This is a genomic window from Reichenbachiella sp. MSK19-1, assembly GCF_003590315.1.
GTDB classification, from domain to species: domain Bacteria; phylum Bacteroidota; class Bacteroidia; order Cytophagales; family Cyclobacteriaceae; genus Reichenbachiella; species Reichenbachiella agariperforans.
Window position 1 is genome coordinate 1,109,817 of sequence record NZ_MIER01000015.1, and the last position, 20,996, is coordinate 1,130,812.

Genomic DNA, 20,996 nt, shown 5'->3' on the forward strand with positions numbered 1-20,996 from the left:
AATCCAAATATTCTTCTAAAACACCCCTTGTTTTACTGAGTTCCTTTTAATTTGCCTTCACTGACACTGACAGCATATAACCTGTCATACACGCAGTATGAGGATTCTACTTAATAGAAAAAGCCCGATCAAAATCGGGCTTTTTCTTATTTCACAAAACTGTATTAGACATTTCTATTCTTAATACGTCTCAATTATTCTTCTCTGGAAGATAAAGTCTCCTCCTTCATCTCCTGTGTTTCTGATCTCACCAAACTGCGGTGTATTCGGACTATTGTTCAATACCGCTGGTTTCAGCTGATAAAACAACTGCTCAGAAGCCACATACTTCTCTTCATTTCTCTCTAGGTTCTTCAATAGGTATTTCATAAACACACTCTTGTCTGGCACCTCCGTCAAAGTCCCGCTGGTCATCGCCTTCCTACTTGGCAATTCATATAGCTTATTGATACCCATACTTGCGTCTTTAAAAGCCTTTCTCGTCTTAAAGATAGACCCTCCGAAACACGCATCCGTGATCAATAAAGTATGCTTAGAATTGATCTCACGCACATACTCTGTCACTGCACTATTTCGCATCCAGTCCCGCTTCTTATCTTCTTCTGCATCACGAGGCAACCAATAACCATTTTGTGCTTGCTCATCCCAATACCCATGTCCTGCATAGAAAATCAATAAATTATCCTTAGTCGTCACCTGAGCACTAAGTCCATCAAGTTTGTCATAAATCTGATCCCTCGTAGGGTTCTCCAAAAGCGTTGCATACTCTACGTCAAAGGTATATTGCTCTGTCAGCATTTTGTATAACGCCTTAGCGTCCTTGATTGGGTTGTCTAGATCTGTGATCGATGGGTCATCATAATCTTGTATCCCGATAATCAAAGCATAGTATTTCCCTGGCTCTTCTACTTCCACAGGTATTGGCTTCTCTCTTTCTACCTGATATGATCGGCTAAATGTATTCCCCTTCTCATCAATAGCTTCAAAGGTGAGCGTATTGTCTCCTACCTGCAGGGGCAAATCGTAAGAGAAACTACCCGTTCTCTCTGAGATATCTACTTCATAGTTATTCAACCATAAACCTTTGACACCATCATCATCAGCGATCACTCCTTCAATAGTTATGTATTCAACCTCTACTTTCTGAATAAAACCTCTTGATTTATCATATTCAGCCAAATACTCAGGGCTCCTCAACTCCAAATATGTCGGTGAGTTAGTAACATAGTTCAACGACACAGTTCCACTTTTTGCAGATACAGTCTGACTGTATCCCGCCGTAATAGCTGTTAAAGTGATAGTGATTAGTAGTAGTAACTTTTTCATAGTTATATAATTATCTTATGTACACCACTCTCTTATTGAAAATTGATTGGTGATTTGCGCTTTGAATTTTGACTTGGATCAAATAGGTACCAGACCTTAAAACCCCATCTGTCAATTGCCCCGCTTCTAGCATATACTCATGATAGCCTGACGTCACACCCACTTCACTTATCTGATACACTGCTCTACCCGACAAATCCAACATCATAACAGAAACCGTAGATGACTCAGCAGTCGTCGCGATAGGCAACACCAGCTGATCAGCAAATGGATTAGGGTATGGATCTATCATTAAGTCTGTGATCGTTGATATTTGTTCTTTCAAATCTACCTTTCTACCATATATAAGCTCGAAACTTGTACTAACTGCAATAGGCTTAAAAGTGTATGAACTCTTATTAGATACATCGATGATCATTTGATTAGAGACATCTATCAAATACATGCCAAAATCACTGTTTTGCATGGTGCTATTATCCCAGTTTATTGTAACCTGCTTTTCACTCGCACTGTTTACGTCAAAACTCCAACTATAACTATCCGATGGAGAGACGATATCCTTAGTCACACCATGCTGTGTAAACACAACATCCAAATATTCAGAAAACCTAGGAAGAGGAAGTGCGTCAAACCTATCCAGCCCAATGGCAGCTTCAGGCTTCATTCCTACAGCTGATACATAATACCCTTTGTTTCCACTATTGATATTAAAACCAAAACTCCAATCGTCCGATCCAAAAACCCCTTGACTTGTCATCAATTTGGGAGCATCAGTAGTTCTCGCAGATGCATTACGGACAGCACTCAGTGGTATTTCTATCTCAGTTAAAGATGCATCAGAATTACTATAAAAAGCACCTTCAAAAGCACGCAAAGTCGACGAAGCTGAACTCCAAGTACCATTCTGGTAGGTATACAAAGTACCTGAAAGTCCATTATGACTAATGACCTCATTCCAATTGATATTCGTGAGATACGGGTTACCAATTTGGTTTTGTCCCTGTCTTACACTAATCTCGAAAGGCCTGTTTTCAGTAGCACGCACTACAGTAGCACTCGGTACTTCAAAATCAAAACTGACGGTATTCAAAAACCAATACCCTTTACCCGCTTCCAATGTTTTCAAACTTGGATACTCAGTATAACTAGAACCGTTATAGTGCAAAAGTCTCCATTCATCTTTGTCCTTACCTACCAAGTCACTAAACAGCTCAGTCACAGATACGCTTTGGAAGGGTAAACTGACAATACGGTAATCGCTCTCAGTAGAACCTGTATTAACAGATACGCTGAACGCTCCACTAGGTAAAACGGGAGCAATATTAAATGTGTCAGAAGTCGATTCTGATATCCCATCGCTCGCTACAAAAACGTAAGACAAACTGGTCTGATCAAAATCAGTAGCGTCGAATGTATAACCAAAAACCCCATCCAAATATACAATAGCAGCTTGAGTATTAGGCGACTCAGGGTTCTCAGTAGCATTGACATACTTAACAGTTACCGTTAGCGTTTCTCCCTCTGGGTCAAACACCTCAATCGAAACATCAGTAGATTCCACTATATTCAAGTCAATCGTACTATTAAATGTGGGATTTGAAAACACTGGTACCTCTTCAACATTGTTGATTGTGATCTCAAAATCCTGTTCTATAACCGCCCCATTCCCTTTATCATAACCTACGGTAATCGGATATACAGATTGCTCTTCATAATTAAAAGAACGGTTGGCAAGCAGTTTAAATCCGTCAATTGTAAATTCAGTACCAGAAGATAAAATAGAGTACGTTCCATTTTCATCGCTGAATGAGCCGATTTCATGTCCCGATTCTAAATTTTCATCTATAGCGTTCGCCGATAAACTAATCTGTACGTTAACCTTTTCTGACTCATATATTCTACGGACTTCATCATCAGATAATCCACGATCATACAAGCGCATATCATCCATCGCACCTCCAAAAGCAACAGCATCTGTACTACCTCCTATACTGGTCACAGAAAAACCACCTGTTTGCGTCGTAACTCCAGTTGTGGATAGTTCTCCATCGATATAAAGATTCACAGTAGTACCTACTCTCGCTACAGTCGCCATCGTCCAAGTTTCCATCCTTACAGGGTCTTCCGAATACACGTTCTCACTATTAGAAGCACTATATGCAAGCAAGCCCTCACTAGTCAGCCTAAAATCCATGTATTCTACATCCCCTAGCGTATAAAGAATAAATGGCCCACTATTGTCAATTTGAGTAACGTAGATCCAAACGTTGAAGGTAAGATCTCCTGATATTGATACGCCCGCTCCACTATTAATACTCATGAAGTCATCCACTCCATCAAACATGTATGCATTACCCGCATTATCATAGCGATCAGCTATAGTGACGGGGTTATACCCGACCTCTACTCCATTGCCCAGTATCAGATCATTGCCAAACCCTGTACCATCAGTAAGGCTACCTGCAGTAAATGAATAATATGCAGCAAGCCCAACTTCTTTAGTCACATTAGCAGTCCATTGGGATTTACTAAAACCATTTGATGCAATTACTTCGAATGAAACTGGATTCGTGAAGTCTATTGTACTGCTTCCGCTAACCAGTTCTACATCATTGGCGTAAAGTGAAGCTCCTGATGACAAAATATAGGTCAGTGTCTGGGAAGTAATATCAGCGGAACCTGCGATTTTATGAGTAATCTCATGACTATCCTCCTCTATCTTCGCTACACCGATCTGATCACTAAGTTCAAAAGACAAGAAATCCACTTCGTCAGACAGACCTTCCCAACCCTCATGGTATAAGCTCATAATTGTCGATCCCTCTATGACCTGAGAATAGATTTTTAACTCATCAATCGCTCCATTCCAAGACTCTCCCCCGTTTCGGTCAAAAGCTCCAATAGTAAGTGGGCCAAACGTATATCCCTCCGCAAACTGCGTTGCTTTTAGCTCACCATTCATATATAGTGATGTATTAGTCCCGTCATAAGTCACCACAATATGCGTCCACTGCTGTACTGGCATAGCGACATCTATATCTTCCTTGAACCTGATATTGCCTTCAGCATTAACTCCTAAATAGTTGATCACCGAATTATCCTCTGACGTAAAACCAAGTATCTCACGGTAATCATTCAAATTCTCTTCCCAATATACCCATACAGATATACTCAGGTCACCTGCTTCAGGGGTAAAATCCGTTTTGATATAGTCGCTAGATGCATCGAACCAATAGGCTTGATTGGCATTACCAAACTTGTCACTAGTCAATACAGGCATGGTTCCAGCAGTTCCGTCTCCTAGCACACCATTAAACCCATTTCCTGACTCGTCATTAGTATTTCCATTGAAGGGAAAGTAGACAGATACTAAACCCAAAGTTGATACTGTGCCATAGGCTGGCTCAGAGGTAACATCATCTATCGATGCAGTCAACTTAATGTAATAAACTGTCTCTTGATTTAATCCTGTTGCAGTGAATGTAATCGTACTACCATCAAAATTCTCAGTAAACTCTGGCGAGCTAAAATCATCATTGTCATCAATGAGTAAATCGTAAGCTGTTGCTGATTCTACTGTCTCCCAATTGATCGTAAACCCTGTAGAAGAAACCTCTGTGGCCTCACTCAAAACAGGTGATTGCAAGTTTCCTATGATTTGGGCATTGGCATTAGAAAAGCTCAAATCTTTTTGATTAGTAGTCAGATCTGGCGTAATACTACTGTCATCCCCTTGATCCGTATAGCTATTAAATGGCCAATAGCCTACCAACCCAGTCTCATTCCCTACCAGCTCAGTCTGCATATTATCTCGTATTTCTATGTCTGTTCGAGCAATATTCCAAAAACGAACCTCATCAATCTTTGCATCAAAATTTGGTATTACCCCTAAATCTGAGACATTGCCTGCATTCAACCATTCGAAAGCCTCATCCTTAACAAAACTCCCATTCAAATAGATAGATTTCGTCCCGTTAGCATAAACAAAAGCAAAGTGATACCATTTGTTTGATTCAAAACCTCCCATTTCTGTTGGGTTTAAACCAAGCCAACTATCAGACGCACCAGAGCTGATGCCATCCCCAGTATAAAATTCTACATTTCTATCGCCTCCTTCTAGACTTTCAATGTATTGAATATTTGTATTCTCAATTTGAAAAATCTGACTATATACACCTGCTTCTGGGAATTGATCTACATTCAGTAAAAACTCAATCGTCATTTCTGTTGAAACTTGGTCAGAGAAACTGGACGCATTAAATCCTCCTCTACCATCTGCTTCACCATACCCGTTGATAGAGCTTAGTACTTCACTACCTATTGAATAATAAGCCTCCCAACCCGTAGCGACTACTCCTCCATCAGTCTCGAAAACCACAAGAAGACTAGTTGAGGTAGAATTAATTTCATTTGGAAGCGTAATTTGACCAGTCAGCTCCGCCAATAACGGGGCACTCGTGTCACTCCCATCATAGATGCGAACAAAATCGTAATCTAACTCTACATCGAATGCATTGAAACCTAATGTTACTTGCTCTCCTACACCTCCTTCTATGAGCCACGAACAGTTAAAATTATTTTCATAATTAAACTCTGCACTACCGTCATCAAATACCCCTTCACTTTCAGTCAGTACGTCACTCTGACAAACAATATCTGGGATAATTTGAAGTTCAAAATTTTCACTATACGTAACATCAAACTGGTCTGTAGCCTGTAGTCTGATATATAACACCTCATTTGTAGCAAAATCAACTACCTCCTCCAGTACCAATTGATTGGCCTCATTGATAGAAAAATGGTCGTTATCTGTATCTCCATCTCCTGCAATCAACGCAAAGGAATGACTATCCCCAGGATCATCAGTCGCTGATAAATTCGCAACAATAGTTCCCACAGCATCTGTTTCGAATACAGTAGTATCTGAAAGACTAATCTTACTTGGTGCTTCATTCACCCCGTCGCTCACTAGATAATTCGCGCGAGAGATGATCAACTCTGGCACAAACTCATTTGTCATTTTAACAGTATAGACTCCTTCGTCTCCATCAGCATATACAAAAGAATATGTATTAGTGGTAGCATTTGGAATACTATCACCATTCACAAACCACTGATAAACTGTTCCTGTAAATGACTCACTCGTTGTAAGATTTAAAGTCTGTCCATCACTAACTTCCAAGAATTCTTCTTCCTCTATGGTTTGGGGACTGTAGAAAAAATTCACCCCTTCTTCGTGCAAAGAGATATTCGCATAAATATCACCGAATCCAATGCTATTACCATAAACATATAACCCAAATGCATCAAGAGACAATGCCGTCAAATCTGGAATCCCTGTGATATTATTTCCATGAAATGCCAATGTAGACAAAGAAGTAAGACTACCTATCTCGACAGGTAACTCACCACTCAACTCATTGAATTGAAGACGTAAATCTTTCAGTAAAGTCAGATTACCGAATTCGGCAGGAACACTACCCGACAACTTATTACTACTTAAATCCAGTATCTCTAAAGATGTTAGACTACCCAACTCTATCGGCATGTCTCCTGTCAAATCATTGCCATATAGATATAACTTATTTAAACCAGACAGACTTCCTAAACTAACAGGGATACTGCCAACTAAATCATTTTGATTTAAATAGAGCTCGTACAGATTAGACAAAGCGCCTATCTCAGCTGGGATTTCACCTTCAAAATCATTGATACTCAAGCTCAAAATCTCAAGTCCTTCCAAATCACCTAACTCTGAAGGAAGAACTCCCCCTATTTGATTATTGTGAATAATGAGATGTCTCAATGCTGTCAACTCTCCTACCTCAGCTGGCAAGCTACCTGTCAGATTGTTTTCAGCAAGGTTGAGCGAATCCACACGTCCGTTTTCGTCAAGACCAACACCATACCAAGTACTCATTTCAGCATTTAAGTCCCAAACATTAGTCCAATTGGCACCATCGGTGGCATTGTAAAGAGCCATAAGCGCATCACGATCTGAGGCAGCAGTTTCGTCACCTTCCATGACGAAAACATTCTGAATTTCTGACAACGTTAGGCTTTGATTATAAACATGCACTTGGTCTATCGCCCCAACAAAGAAACTATTCTTAACACTGCCAGTTGTCTGAGCCGATCCAATCAAAAAATCTCTTGTGTCAGTGAAATCATATAAAGATGTAGCGACAGTATTGCTAGCATCCAAAACACCATCTATATATATGGACATACCCTGATCCCTATCTAAAGTAACCGCTACATGGTGCCATGTACCGTCATTGAGATCAGTTGTATTACTCTCCAAAAACTCTCCACCATAGAGAGATATAGAACCATCGCTTAGGTAAACGATCAAACCATTAAATCCATCCTCTTTGAAAAGCAGGGCGCTCAGTTCTGTTGACGTAGTATTGAACCAGCACATAGCGGTCACATCCACATCTGTACCCCAGTCGAACCCTTCATCATGCGGTACTGCAATATAATCGCCTCCATCGAAGGAATAAGCTGCATCTGCATTGCCATCCCTATCTGTCGTGAGCGTAGGGAAAGTGGTACTAGTGACACCATCACCCAAAACACCATCATTAGCATTGCCCGAACTGTCAGTAGCATCACCTTCAAATAAATATTGCGCGATTAAATCATTACTTTCAGAACTTTCTTCCCCAGCATTTAGCAATACACTAACCGTATTGCTTTGTTCATTGGCTACTGCGATCTCAGGCAAGCCGTCCCCTGTCAAATCTGCTACAGTTATTCCCATACCTCCTGTACCTACAGAGTATAATTCAGGGCTTCCTAGTGCTATACCGCTCCCTTCATATTCATTGAGGAAAATGGAAACCTCATCAGAACCACTATTAGACATGACTAGATCCGCCAAGTAATCTCCATCAACATCTACTACTTGCAAAGCATAGGGAGTCGTTCCTCCTGTTAATAAATTTTGCCTGTTCGAAAAAATAAAAGATCCTGACCCTGAACCTACATTTTCATATAGAGTCACCACATTACCCGTACCTGTCGTGGCAATCAGCTCTGGGTAATTGTCTTCATTTAAATCCTGTAGCACTACGTCGTGAGGAGTAGTAACACTGTACTGAGCAATACTACCTGTACTGCCAAAAGATACAGTTCCGTCCGTCGAGCTGTTTTGATAAACACGAAACAGGTTAGCATCCTGACTAGCAACTACTACATCCAGCACCCCATTTTGGTCAATATCTCCCAGGGCCAATCCTTTCGCTCCTATTATACCTGTTTCTTCTACAGCAGCATCAAAACCAAAGCTCGTTGCTTCGGCAGCTGTATTATTGAGATACACTGAGAATTTCTCTCCATCGTAGCTAGACACTACGATATCCACCACGCCATCGGTATCGATATCTCCTATCTCTATGTCACTTACTTCTGTTCCGTAGGACACACTCTGGCTGGCTGCAAAGCTTCCAGAACCAGTATTGCGATGGAGAGTAAAAGTATTGTCGCTATTACCACAGATAATATCTACTAGACCATCCTGATTTAGGTCACCTGTGGCTAGTACTACTGGGGTATCGTTGACTGATATGCTAGCCAGCTCATTATAACTGAAGACACCTCCGCTAGAAGTGTTTTCATAAACTCTAAGCACAGAAGCCCCACTACCTATCTGATCAGTAACAATCAAATCCTTGAGTCCATCATTGTTTATATCTACGAACACTACATCCTGGGGAGTAGTCAACCCCGAAAGAGTCTCTAGACTGAAAGCACCTGTGTAGGTAGCTGTTTCAGTTTCTTCCTCAAGGGTATAGATATCTACTACATTAGAAGACTCTGAACCTGTATCCCCCCCCGCAAAAAAAACTTTGTCACCAACACTCGTGGCGCTCAAATAGCGACGTGCTTCAGAAAGCGTTGTTGTACTCCATGTATCAGTACTGTTGTCATAGATATCAACAACTGAAGATACAGCAGAATTAAACCCTCCAGCAAAAAAAACTTTATCTCCGACACTCGTAGCAACTAGGAAATAACGTGCCTGAGAAAGTGTTGCGGTACTCCACGTATCTGTACTATTATCATATATATCAACAACTGAAGAAGAGCCCACATCATCTAATCCTCCAGCAAAAAAAACTTTGTCACCAACACTCGTGGCACTCATTAGAGATCGTGCTACAGAAAGCACCTCTGTACTCCATGTATCTGTACTGTTGTCGTAGATATCAACTACCGAAGAAGCTTCAGAAGCATTTATCCCTCCAGCAAAAAAAACTTTATTCCCAACACTCGTAGCACTCAAATAGCGACGTGCTTCAGAAAGCGTTGCTGTACTCCATGTATCTGTACTGTTGTCGTAGATATCAACAACTGAAGATACAGCAGAATTAAACCCTCCTGCAAAAAAAGCTTTATCTCCAACACTCGTTCCACTTAACCAAGTACGTGCTTCAGAAAGTGTTCCTGTACTCCATGTACCTGTATTGTTGTCATAGATATCAACTACCGAAGAAGAAGAGCTAGTGCCTCCTCCAGCAAATAAAACTTTATCTCCGACATTCACAGCAACCATTTCACCTCGGGCTTGGGAAAGTGCTGCTGTACTCCATAGCTCAGTGTTGCTATCATAGATGTCAACTACCGAAGAATAATTAGTGCCGTCAAACCCTCCAGCAAATAAAACTTTATCTCCGACACTAGACGCACTCAAAATTCTACGGGCATCAGAAAGCGTATCTGTACTCCACTGTGCAGAGGCGCTAAACTCCGATAGAAGTAGGGTGAAAATTAATAACGTTAATGTAAAAACAGATCGTCTATTAGGCAGGTTTCTATTTTTAGTAATGTTTCGCATAGCTAAGTAAAGTTCTAATTTTCTCATCATTATTAGATTGATCCGAATCATGGTAGTTCAGGTGGATTAGGTAAGGATTCTCCTCCCCCCGGAGGTGTTACGGACTCTCCTCCTTGTACCTCTAAGAAATAGTAGGCAGCAGCACCCGCCGCTAATACAGGCAGTACTTTGACAATAAATGGAACTTTACTTTTTATTTTAAACTCTGGTGAAAATGCCCGATTAGAGCTATTGCTATCTGACTGAATAGCTAATTTGTATTTTCCCTTCTTTTGTTTTCGTGGCATGACCCAGCTATAGGTACCGTATTCATTGTTGGCATCTAAGGTCTCTTGCTTTACACCATTCTTGTATAAATCAACAGAGAACTTTTCATCCTCTATTCCACCATGCCATTTGACCTGCACCATACTACCTTTCTTGTGCTTACTCGGCTTGCTAGGTGTATCGATTACGATTGGTGCATACACCATTGTCGCTACTATCTGAAAATTGACATCTCCTTTGAACTCCTCGAATACTATAGCTCCGTCCACTACATATGTCAACCGAGCATTCACTGCTGCTACATCTTTTAGCTTGCCATCTTTGACTGCAAGTGGCGTAGCGTAATTGTCCCGAGAAGAGAATATCTCTATGTCGTACTTTTCTTGAATACTGGATTTGAATTTAAGATCAAATGATATATTGATATCATCTCCATCGACCTGCACTTGTACATTGTTGATGCTCTGTGCCTGAACTTTGGATAATCCAACCATCACAAATACGAATACAAACAACGTTCGTAAGTAAGTTTTCCCCATAGCAACTCTATCGTTAGTTAAATAAGTTATGTAAATGCCTGCAACTGAATCATTCCCTTCCCGTAAACCAGACATATTATGCAACGGTCAAAAATATCAATTAATTGCGTCTAAACGAATACTCAAAAGTTGGTATTTAAATTCTATTGGTATACAGCAAACAGATATTGAAATCATCCTATTATTACACTATAAATGAACGGTTTACGCTCTCTTAGCAGTGTCCTTTTGGTTCAATTTCACCCTCTTAAAAGTCTACTTTTGCAACTAAAATTAAGAAAATAGACGCATTTAGAGTTCTTCAACCAACTGGATGGGTAGTATTTGTAAAACTCAACATGTGATCGTCATTTGGCAAAGGAGCTATCAGGAAATCCGCCTTTGGTATATGGAAAAACTATCAACCTAGTCTGTCAGACGCTAGGAACATTTTTGGCCTTAAGCTATAGATATGACAGGTGCATATAGAACTATTAACGCTTGGTCGAACGAATACTCTCGACGATTACTGAGCTCAGAATAATACCTCCACCAATTAAAACCTTAGGCTGTGGGATCTCCCCAAGAAACAACAGTCCTAGACCTATTCCAAAAAGTGGTGTTAGACTACTGATAATGCTAATAGTGGTAATGGAAAAATATCTAAAACTAGATACAAATAGTGTATGGCCCACAGCAGTAGTCAATACACCTAGTATCAACAGGGGCTGCCAATTGCCTCCAATCCCATGTAGGTTTGAACCAACATCTCCCAGATAGATCACAGGAAACATGACAATGCTGAGAATTGCCAACTGATAGTACATGAGTGTAATTCCAGAATGTTCTCCAATATCTTTTTTGAGTAGTATATTTCGAACCGAATAAAGTATAGCTGACACTACTCCAAAAGCAATCCCCAGCGTCACCTGGTTGCCAAAGGTATAAGCTGGCACCAAAAAAAACACTCCTGTGAATGCCAACAAAGCAACCAGCACGTCGGCGAGCTTGTGCTTGTAACCAAGAATACAGGGTTCTAGTACTGCAGTAATCACCGGGTAGGTAAAGAGAGATAGCATACCGATAGCCACAGAGGTATACTTCAAAGCATAGAAGTAAGTCACCCAGTGCACTCCTAAGAATAAAGCACTAATACTGACGGTTCTAAACGACCGCCCCCATCCCAAATAGGTAGGAGTATTCGAAAATTTGAGATAAGCAAAAAGAACAATCGCTCCTACTACACAGCGAGCCCATATCGTCTGCTCTGGCTGAATCCCAACGAACCTACCTAAAGTCCCTGACGAACTCATAACCAATATTGCCAACCCTAATTGTAAAAACTGAAATGTTCTCTTGTCCAAACTACTCATCGTCTAATACCCTCATCAAGCAGTGAGTCATTGCGATCGAATCACTACTTACTTTCCAATTCAATATTAGGGAATAATCCAACAACTTCAATTGGCTCTAGATAGTATTAATCAAATCGCACAAAAGGTATTTGATCAAAATGATTAAATTTATCCCTCAAATATCCTAATCACATTATGTCCAAGTCAACATTCCCCCACCTACTCTTACGCACAGCATTTTCGTTCATGACCTGCGATGGTCACATCGACAAGAAAGAAATTGTATCCATCATGCGCATGGGGCAGAGCAACAATATTTTCGGAGACATCACCATCGACGAAGAGCTAGAAGTTATGCTAAAGAAAATCAATCTGAGAGGCACCGAGTACCTCAAAGACTACTTCAGAAAGGTGAGCAAATCAAACTTGACCGAAGAACAACAGCTACAACTCATTCAGGTAGCCGTGGATGTCATATACGCCGACCTAGAGGTAAGGGAGGACGAAGTGAAATTTCTGAGAGTACTACGTACTATGCTGGACATTTCAGATTCTATTATTCTCACGAGGTTTCCACAGTTGGCTAAGGACTTTATGTGGGACGATACATTCACAGAAGCCTATGTCGCTCAACTCCATAGCAACTATTTCAAAAACAAAGAAATGCCGATTTTTGATGTATCAGATGTCATGGATATTACCACTGATATACTTAAAGAAATCGCATAATTTAATAGCCCACAAACCAAAACAACATCGCCCCTACATTTCTGAACTAAAACATACAGAAGCGTGTATTTCCTAATCGTAGACGACCATCAGATGATGCTAGATGGTATAGAACAACTACTCCACCGAGAGTTTGATAACATCTCCATAGCCCAGGCCACCACCCTACAAGGAGCCAAAGACTTAACTGCCCGAAAAGACTATGACATCATCGTGACAGACTACAACCTCCCAGATGGTGATGGCCTTACCCTCATCAAACACCTAAAGGCTGCTAACTCCTCTGCTAAAACGCTCGTTCTGAGCATGCATGACGAGGCACATCTCGTCAAGGAAATCCTAAAATCAGGGGTTGACGGATACATCCTCAAAAAGGATTCTCAACACGAGCTCGTGACAGGAATCAAAACCGTGCTTGCCGGTAAGTCATATGTCAGCCAAGACATTAATCGTATATTGATTGACAATCTCAATATCACCACGCCAAAACTCCTATCGCAGCGAGAACGAGAAATTCTCGAACTGATCGCGAAAGAATACACCAACAAAAAAATAGCAGATGAATTATTCATCAGCGAACGAACCGTCGAGACACATCGCAAAAACATCTTTAGGAAAACCAAAACAAATTCTCTAGTTGGACTAATAAAATTTGCCTACGCCAATGACCTGATCGAATAGCTGATCTATTATCTAGCTAGAATTGTTGGTTAATTTGCTCGCTCCTTCATAGATTTGGACATGTTTGAAAAATCAGCTCCAACACCACTTGTACCCATTCATGACGAATTGCTTGAAGAAAAGAACATTAAACTTTTCCTCAAAAGAGAAGATCTTATCGATCCAGACATCTCAGGCAACAAATGGCGAAAGCTGAAGTACAACCTGATCAAAGCCAAAGAACAGGACAAAGAGATCATCCTCACTTTCGGGGGAGCGTATTCTAACCACATTGCAGCGACCGCAGCAGCAGCCAAACGCTTTGGCTTTCAAGCGATCGGGGTAATCAGAGGCGAGGAACTCAACGAGAACTCTAATCCTACGTTACAAAAAGCGCACGAAGACGGAATGCAGTTACTGTTCGTGAGCAGAGCTGACTACATGTTTCGGACGAGTCCACACTGGCTCACCATGCACCAGCAGGAATACTCTGCCTTCATCATCCCAGAAGGAGGTAGCAATCACCTCGCGCTACAGGGTATTAAAGAAATCCTAAGCGAAATAGATACACCCTTTGACTATATCACATGTCCAGTAGGTACAGGAGGCACCTTGGCAGGACTAGCATCTGGACTGCAGGCTCATCAGAAAGCTTTGGGGTTCGCTTCACTAGCAGGAGAAGACTACCTCGAAAAACTAGTTGGACAACTACTCGCCCCAGAGTTTCACGAGCGGCAAGCTATCGTACATGACTATGACTTTGGCGGCTATGCCAAGCATACGCCTAAGCTCATCGAGTTCATCCAAAACTTCTACGATCAACACGGCATTCCTTTAGACCCCATCTATACAGGAAAAATGATGTACGGACTTTTTGATCAAATCAAAAAAGGAAAAATCGAAGAAGGAAAAACCATCGTCGCGGTACACACAGGTGGATTGCAAGGTATCGCAGGATTCAACGAACAGTATGGACTGAACCTGAGAACAATTTAAATAACTACCCCACTGACAATCGTTCAAAATATACCCTCTCAAATCGGTCAATTTCTTTAACTCAAAGACGACAAACTCAACTGCCATAGCGAAACGTGAAGAAAGATTAACCCCAAAGAGCTATCGCGTTTGATCAAAAAAATAGCCCTTAGAGATAAGGGCTATTTTCTATTTACACTTTTTTTTAAAAAAATCATCTACTAACGGTACCACTGGCATAAGTACTCGCAGCTATATTTTCCATGGCCTGCAAAGTCCCTGGAGCTAAACCAGAGGGCACTGCACCACGCAAAGGTTTCAGTTCGAAAGGATTAGGGCTATTGTCTGGCTCTGGCTCTATACTAAGCACGATCACTCCACCATCCGTTAGGTCTGTAGGAAAAGTCAGTCCACTCGGCGCATTGGTTATAAAATCCTCTCCAGGAAATCCTGGCCCAGACTCAGGACCACTAAACACACTACTTTGGTCCGCACCTGTATCCATGTTGAATCTACCTGTCGATACAGGCTGGCCGTCGATTACAGCCCAGCCTTCGTACACCCAGCCTGTCTTACTCGTCAGGTCTGGCAAATTGGTCAATGCTGGTGTCCCAGTCGCTGGGTCTAAAAACCATACACCACTCAGGTCATCCGAATCTGTAGTCGTCGTAGGAGTTTTGAGGATGTAACTACCTCCGACTTCAGTAAAACTAGTCCCTAGTGCAGCAGTATGGCTAATCATCACTGTTGCAGCATCTCCAGAAAAATCACCGCCGAGAATCTTCGTGGCTGAAGGGGCTGGATCGCTATCCATTTCTGGTTCTATAGACAGCACGAAAGTAGTCGCAGAGGCCAAGATCGCTTCGTCTACTTCGAAACTCGTTTGATCCAACACTCCGGCATCATTTACTGAAAAAACACCCGTAGATACGGGGCTGCCATCAACAATAATCCAGCCTTCGTACACATAGTCATCGCCCAGATCACCTAGACCAGATATATCTAAGCTTAAGACTCCCATAGCTGATCCTTCGTCTTCTTTACAAGCAGTGAATAACACTGCACACAGGGTTAGAGATAATATTAGTTTCTTCATTGTTTTAGTTTTTGTTCTATCCAAAGATCCTTTTTGAATGTCACAGAACTATCACGAAGACATCATAAAACCTTCAAACCTAAGCCGTGTACTGTGGTAGATCAAAGGAAAACGTCGTCCCACGCCCCATTGCGCTAGTCAGCCGAATCGACGAATCATGGATTTCCAAAATACGCTTAACAATGGCCAGCCCCAGCCCAGTACTGTTTTGGTCTAGTGATATACGTTTGTCTCCGATATGATAGCGATCAAACACAAAGGGTATCTGATCCTCAGGAATCCCCTTACCTGTGTCGGTGACTTTGATCTCAACCTGCTCCTTGACCGCATTGATTTCTAGGCGAATTTCTCCATTCTCTGGTGTATACTTGATGGCATTATCTATTAGGTTTTGAAGGACTCGCTCGATCAGTCCTATATCAGCATACACCATAAACGGGTGGTTTTCATGCACTGGTATCATGGTCAGCTTTCTCTCTTCTAACAACACAGCATATTTTTGAGTGATATCATCTATCAGTTCATTGATAAAAAACGCTTCCTTGTTGGGTATAACTTGTTTTGCCTCCAGCTTGGATAGCTCGAATAATTCTTCGACTAGCTTTTTGAGACGCTCGGTTCCATCTAGTGCTCTAGACAGGTATTTTCTCTTTTCCTCATCACTCAACCCCTTTTCTTTGATGATCAGTGTCTCGATAAATCCATGGATCACCGCGAGAGGAGTTCGCAAATCATGAGACACATTCCCGACCAATTCTCGACGTAGGTTCTCCATCGATTTCATGTTTTCAATGTTACCGACGATTGTATCTGCCATCTCATTGAATGACTCTGCGAGCTCATTGATTTCGCCCCCTTTCGTCACTTCGATCCTAGCACTCATCTCCCCGTTTTGAAAACGGCGAACGGTATCAATCACCGTACTCAGATTTCGTGTAATGAAATAAATAGCCAACACCCCGATCACTAACGCTGCCAGCACCGCAATCAACCCATATACAGACCCTAATCTCAGTATATAACTATCAAACAGCTGCTCGCCGATACTATCATACTCTTCACTTGCCAAGATCACATAGACATAGCCTAGTGCTTGTCCATCCTCCTCGATTTTAGCCGCAGAAAAGACCTTGCTTCGTCCCTCTTTTCGAGGGTCATCACCTAGGATCATCGCCTCACAACTCGGATTCAAAAACTCTGCTATCGGCTGGAGACCCACACGATCCAAAACCACCTTTTTGTAAGGTGCGACATAGTTGAGAATAGCCCCTGTGGTATCGAGCAGGTACACTTCTATGGCGGGATTGATCGCCATCATGTGGTGCATAATATCGTCCGTAGCCTGTTCATTAAGTTTCCCGTCCAAAAACGGTTTCAGCTCCGTACCGATATGCTTGGCCACATCGGCATTCAGTTTTTGATTCTTCTCCTGAAAATGCTTGTCAGCCACCGTCAGGGAAAAGTAAAAGTACAGCGCAGAAACAGACAATAAAAGAAGGAGAAAAATCCCTGCCAGTTTGAGAAACAAACCCGTCGAGTAATTGGATGGTGAAGCCATAATTTATGTTAGTTCGTCGTTGAATCGGTAACCTACTCCCCATGTGGTGAGGATGTAGTGAGGTGCATTCATGTTATCTTCTATCTTGGCACGCAGGCGATTGATGTGAGAGTTGACGGTATGTTCATATCCGTTAAATTCATACCCCCACACCAGTGAGAGTAATCGTTCGCGACTGTAGCTACGGCCTGGGTGCTGCGCTAGCAAGATTAGCAAATCAAATTCTTTGGGCGTCAGTTCGATACGTTCATTGTACTTGAGGACTTTGCGTTTTTCCTGATCTATGGATAGCGAACCTAATACGATGGTAGCCAGCTCCTCTTTCTGATTTTGAGGTCGAGACATATCGGATCTACGAAAAATAGCTTTAACCCTAGCTGTAAACTCTCGAATGCTAAAAGGTTTGGTAAGGTAGTCGTCAGCCCCAGTTTCCAGTCCCAGTATCTTATCTATCTCCTCGGAGCGTGCGGTGAGCATCAGGATAGGCGTCAGTACGGTAGCGGCACGTAGCTCACGACATACATCCAAACCATCTTTCTCAGGGAGATTGATATCTAAGACGATCAGGTCATAATCTCCCGTCATCGCCATAGTAGCACCTTCATTGCCCCGATAGGCGCTACTTACCTCGCAGTGTAAATCTCGTAGATGTATCGTCAACAGCTCTACGATACTCTCGTCGTCTTCTATGATCAGTACTTTTTTGTCCATGGTCAAGCATCAGGAATTAGTCACTCGTAAAGAAACGGCAAAAAGATCACGAAAAGTTCACAAAGACTACAGCGTAGATTTTTCTAAAATAAAGAAGCTCAACCACACAAATAACTGTGCTACCATGAATATATCATGGTAGAGCTTGTTTTTGAAGTCTCCAAAAATAAACAGCAAATAAACCCCTGCATAAAGCATCAATGGTACTTGTTCGATAATCGTAAACCCAGAGAAGAAGATGTTTTGGAGGATACTCACAATGATGGTCATCGTGAAAAGCGTATAGAGCCACTTCCAGTTGTCATAGAAATACACATCCATATCCACCTCCTTGCTTCTGGTACCTGTTGGGAATAAGATTCGTGCTTCGATAAACAATAAAATCGGAAAACTCAATATCGACAAGACGGTCGGCATAGTCCACTCCTCTATCTGTTTAGAGTACTGGTAACTGTAAAACCAATCCTGAATCGTAACAAAAAATATGATGACGATGAGAATCGTATGCGCAAAGCTGAATTTGATCTTGCTGTAATGTGCCACCATATCAGAGACACCATTTAAAATCTGAGCCATCGCTAGGCCAAGAATCAAGGAAGTTAAAACCACCACATATTCGAAAGATTCCATAGTTTTTGATTTGTTATAGCCCTCTAAACAAAGAAACCTCTGAGATAATTCCCAGAGGTTTCGATTCTAATTCTAATTGACCTTATTTCTTGTCCGACTTGAACTCATCAAAGTCAGATGGCTTTTCTACACGTGGGAAGACATTGTCTTCTACATTGGTGTCAGCCGTTTCTTCCTTAGGGTCGATCACGATATTGGTGACTTTCTTATCCTTCACGAAGACCTTTTTCACTTCGTTTTCATTCATTCTCCAGATCTCAGCAGGGATGTACTCCGTCTCAGAACTACCATCCTCATACGTCCACTCGACGATCAATGGCGTCACTAGACCTCCTTGGTTAGAGAACGTCAGCTCATAGAAGTTTTTGTTCTCGTTGGCCAGTTTGACAGCTGCATCGTCTACTCTGTTCAAGAACTCAAAGTAGCTCTTGTCTTCGGTATCCTTAAACTCGAAAATCTCTGCTTCTTCTGCAAAATCAAGCACCTTCTCATCCTCAGTACTTTCAGAGACTTTCTTGTCCTTTTTACCTTTCTTAGGCTTGTTCTCTACGGTTTCTTCTGGTACGCCCATTTTGTACCAAGTCACTTTGTCTAGCGATACGTCTACGTGATCTGTTGAATAAAACCATCCTTTCCAGAACCAATCCAAATCTACCGCCGAAGCATCCTCCATTGTACGGAAAAAGTCCGCTGGGCTCGGGTGTTTGAACGCCCAACGCTCTGAGTACGTCTTGAATGCATAGTCAAACAATTCTGGCCCCATGATCGTCTCTCTCAATACGCTAAGCGCTGCTGCTGGCTTCCCGTAGGCGTTGTTTCCAAACTGAATGATCTGCTCTGAATTCGTCATGATCGGACGGATAAACATCTTGTCTCCCTTCATGTAATCGACGATCAATTTCGCTTCGCCTCTTCTCAAAGGCTTCTCTGGATAATATGCCTTTTCGGTCAGTGACTGTACGAATGTATTCAACCCTTCGTCCATCCATGTCCACTGTCTCTCATCAGAGTTGATGATCATCGGGAAGAAGTTATGCCCTACTTCGTGGATAATCACACCAATCATTCCCCATTTCAATCGATCAGAAAACTCTCCATTTTCGTCAGGACGTCCATAGTTGAAACAAATCATCGGATATTCCATCCCTATCGCTGCGGTATGCACCGAAATCGCTACTGGATATGGATATTCTACCGTGTGTTTTGAGTACGTGATGAGTGTATTGACTACTGCTTTGGTAGACTCATCTTCCCATAGCGGGTTTCCTTCTTTAGGGTAGTAAGACATTGCCAGTGGTGTTTTATCACCCAATTTAACTGCCTGTGCATCCCAGATAAATTTTCTTGATGCAGCAAAAGCAAAATCTCTTACATTTTCAGCTTTGTAGCTCCAAGTCTTCTTTGCCGTTGATTTAGTCTTTTCTTTCTCGATGACTTCTTCTTCTGTCACGATGATAACAGGCGCATCAAAAGACGTTTTGGCTTTCTCAAAACGAGCCAATTCTTTGGCCGTTAAAACATCTTTAGGGTTTTGCAGCGTACCTGTAGATGCCACGATGAAGTCCGCAGGGACGGTCAGGTTAACTTCATAATCCCCGAACTCCAACGCAAACTCCCCTCTACCGAGGAATTGCTTGTTTTGCCAGCCTTCTACATCATCATACACCGCTAGACGTGGAAACCACTGCGCGATAGTATAGAGGTAGTTGTCATCCGCTGGGAAATACTCATATCCCGAACGACCTCCCATATTGAGTCTGTCCTGCACAGTATATGACCATGCGATGTTGAACGTAACGCTCTCACCTGTTTTCAAAACTTCAGGAAGATCTACTCTCATCATCGTCTTGTTGATCGTGTAGGGCAGCCCCGCGTCTTTGGCATCTGTCACAGATTTGATTTTGAATCCTCCATCATAATCAAACCCATTGGTCAACTTTTGCAGTGACTTTCCTGTCATTTCTTTTTTGACTTCATTCGCCTCTACGAGTGGTGTATCCGAATCCTTAGCTCTCATGTTTTGATCCAACTGCACCCATAGATACGAGAGTTGATCTGGTGAATTGTTCGTGTAAGTAATCTCCTCACTACCTGTCACCTCATGGTTTGCCTGATTGAGCTCTACATCGATGGTATAATCCACTTTCTGCTGCCAGTAGTCTACTCCTGGAGCACCAGATGCCGTTCTGTATTGGTTCGGTGTGGGCAGGGTAGTGCCCAATTGCTCAAATTTCTGCTCCCATACACCCTGCGCCTGCGACAATAGCGGCATCAAAGCAAGAGCGAACATCATTATTCTCTTCATAGTGTGAAATTTATTTAAGTAGAA

At 42.0% G+C, this 20,996-nt stretch carries 12 protein-coding genes; 3 read left to right on the forward strand and 9 right to left on the reverse strand.

Annotated elements, in window-relative coordinates; all coding sequences use genetic code 11:
* Positions 1–180 precede the first annotated feature (180 nt).
* The 4 genes from BGP76_RS12485 to BGP76_RS12500 all read right to left on the reverse strand — a co-directional run bounded on the left by BGP76_RS12485 (position 181) and on the right by BGP76_RS12500 (position 12,317).
* Entirely contained in the window at positions 181–1,326 is a 1,146-nt protein-coding gene (locus tag BGP76_RS12485; protein WP_073122433.1) for a caspase family protein, read from the reverse strand.
* 10 nt (positions 1,327–1,336) lie between these two features.
* Entirely contained in the window at positions 1,337–10,168 is an 8,832-nt protein-coding gene (locus BGP76_RS12490; protein WP_221409887.1) for a LamG-like jellyroll fold domain-containing protein, read from the reverse strand.
* A 47-nt stretch (positions 10,169–10,215) separates the two neighbouring features.
* The gene (locus tag BGP76_RS12495) at positions 10,216–10,974 is read right to left on the reverse strand and encodes a Ser-Thr-rich GPI-anchored membrane family protein (RefSeq protein WP_119844905.1); all 759 of its coding nucleotides are present in this window, start codon (positions 10,972–10,974) and stop codon (positions 10,216–10,218) included.
* Positions 10,975–11,447: 473 nt separating this feature from the next.
* A complete protein-coding gene (locus BGP76_RS12500) occupies positions 11,448–12,317 on the reverse strand; it encodes a DMT family transporter (protein ID WP_158584269.1) in 870 nt (289 codons plus the stop codon).
* 186 nt (positions 12,318–12,503) lie between these two features.
* Between BGP76_RS12500 and BGP76_RS12505 the strand changes: the two genes are divergently transcribed.
* From BGP76_RS12505 to BGP76_RS12515, 3 genes are all read left to right on the forward strand, one after another.
* A complete protein-coding gene (locus BGP76_RS12505; protein WP_147407465.1) occupies positions 12,504–13,037 on the forward strand; it encodes a TerB family tellurite resistance protein in 534 nt (177 codons plus the stop codon).
* Positions 13,038–13,100: 63 nt separating this feature from the next.
* The gene (locus BGP76_RS12510) at positions 13,101–13,718 is read left to right on the forward strand and encodes a response regulator transcription factor (RefSeq protein ID WP_255416127.1); all 618 of its coding nucleotides are present in this window, start codon (positions 13,101–13,103) and stop codon (positions 13,716–13,718) included.
* 60 nt (positions 13,719–13,778) lie between these two features.
* Positions 13,779–14,693, forward strand: coding sequence for a 1-aminocyclopropane-1-carboxylate deaminase/D-cysteine desulfhydrase (locus BGP76_RS12515; protein ID WP_119844909.1), 915 nt, complete (start codon positions 13,779–13,781; stop codon positions 14,691–14,693).
* A gap of 193 nt (positions 14,694–14,886) precedes the next feature.
* Here the strand turns inward: BGP76_RS12515 and BGP76_RS12520 are convergent, their stop codons facing one another.
* The 5 genes from BGP76_RS12520 to BGP76_RS12540 form a co-directional block, all read right to left on the reverse strand.
* The gene (locus BGP76_RS12520) at positions 14,887–15,768 is read right to left on the reverse strand and encodes an anti-sigma factor (RefSeq protein WP_119844910.1); all 882 of its coding nucleotides are present in this window, start codon (positions 15,766–15,768) and stop codon (positions 14,887–14,889) included.
* Between the two features lie 79 nt (positions 15,769–15,847).
* Complete coding sequence (locus BGP76_RS12525; RefSeq protein ID WP_119844911.1) at positions 15,848–17,326, reverse strand: cell wall metabolism sensor histidine kinase WalK; 1,479 nt, start codon at positions 17,324–17,326, stop codon at positions 15,848–15,850.
* A 3-nt stretch (positions 17,327–17,329) separates the two neighbouring features.
* A complete protein-coding gene (locus BGP76_RS12530; protein WP_119844912.1) occupies positions 17,330–18,037 on the reverse strand; it encodes a response regulator transcription factor in 708 nt (235 codons plus the stop codon).
* A gap of 66 nt (positions 18,038–18,103) precedes the next feature.
* Positions 18,104–18,667 carry a hypothetical protein gene (locus tag BGP76_RS12535; protein ID WP_073122452.1) on the reverse strand — a complete coding sequence of 188 codons (564 nt, stop codon included), beginning with the start codon at positions 18,665–18,667 and terminating at the stop codon, positions 18,104–18,106.
* Positions 18,668–18,749: 82 nt separating this feature from the next.
* On the reverse strand, positions 18,750–20,972 hold the full coding sequence (locus BGP76_RS12540; RefSeq protein WP_119844913.1) for a M1 family metallopeptidase: 2,223 nt from the start codon (positions 20,970–20,972) through the stop codon (positions 18,750–18,752).
* Positions 20,973–20,996 lie beyond the last annotated feature (24 nt).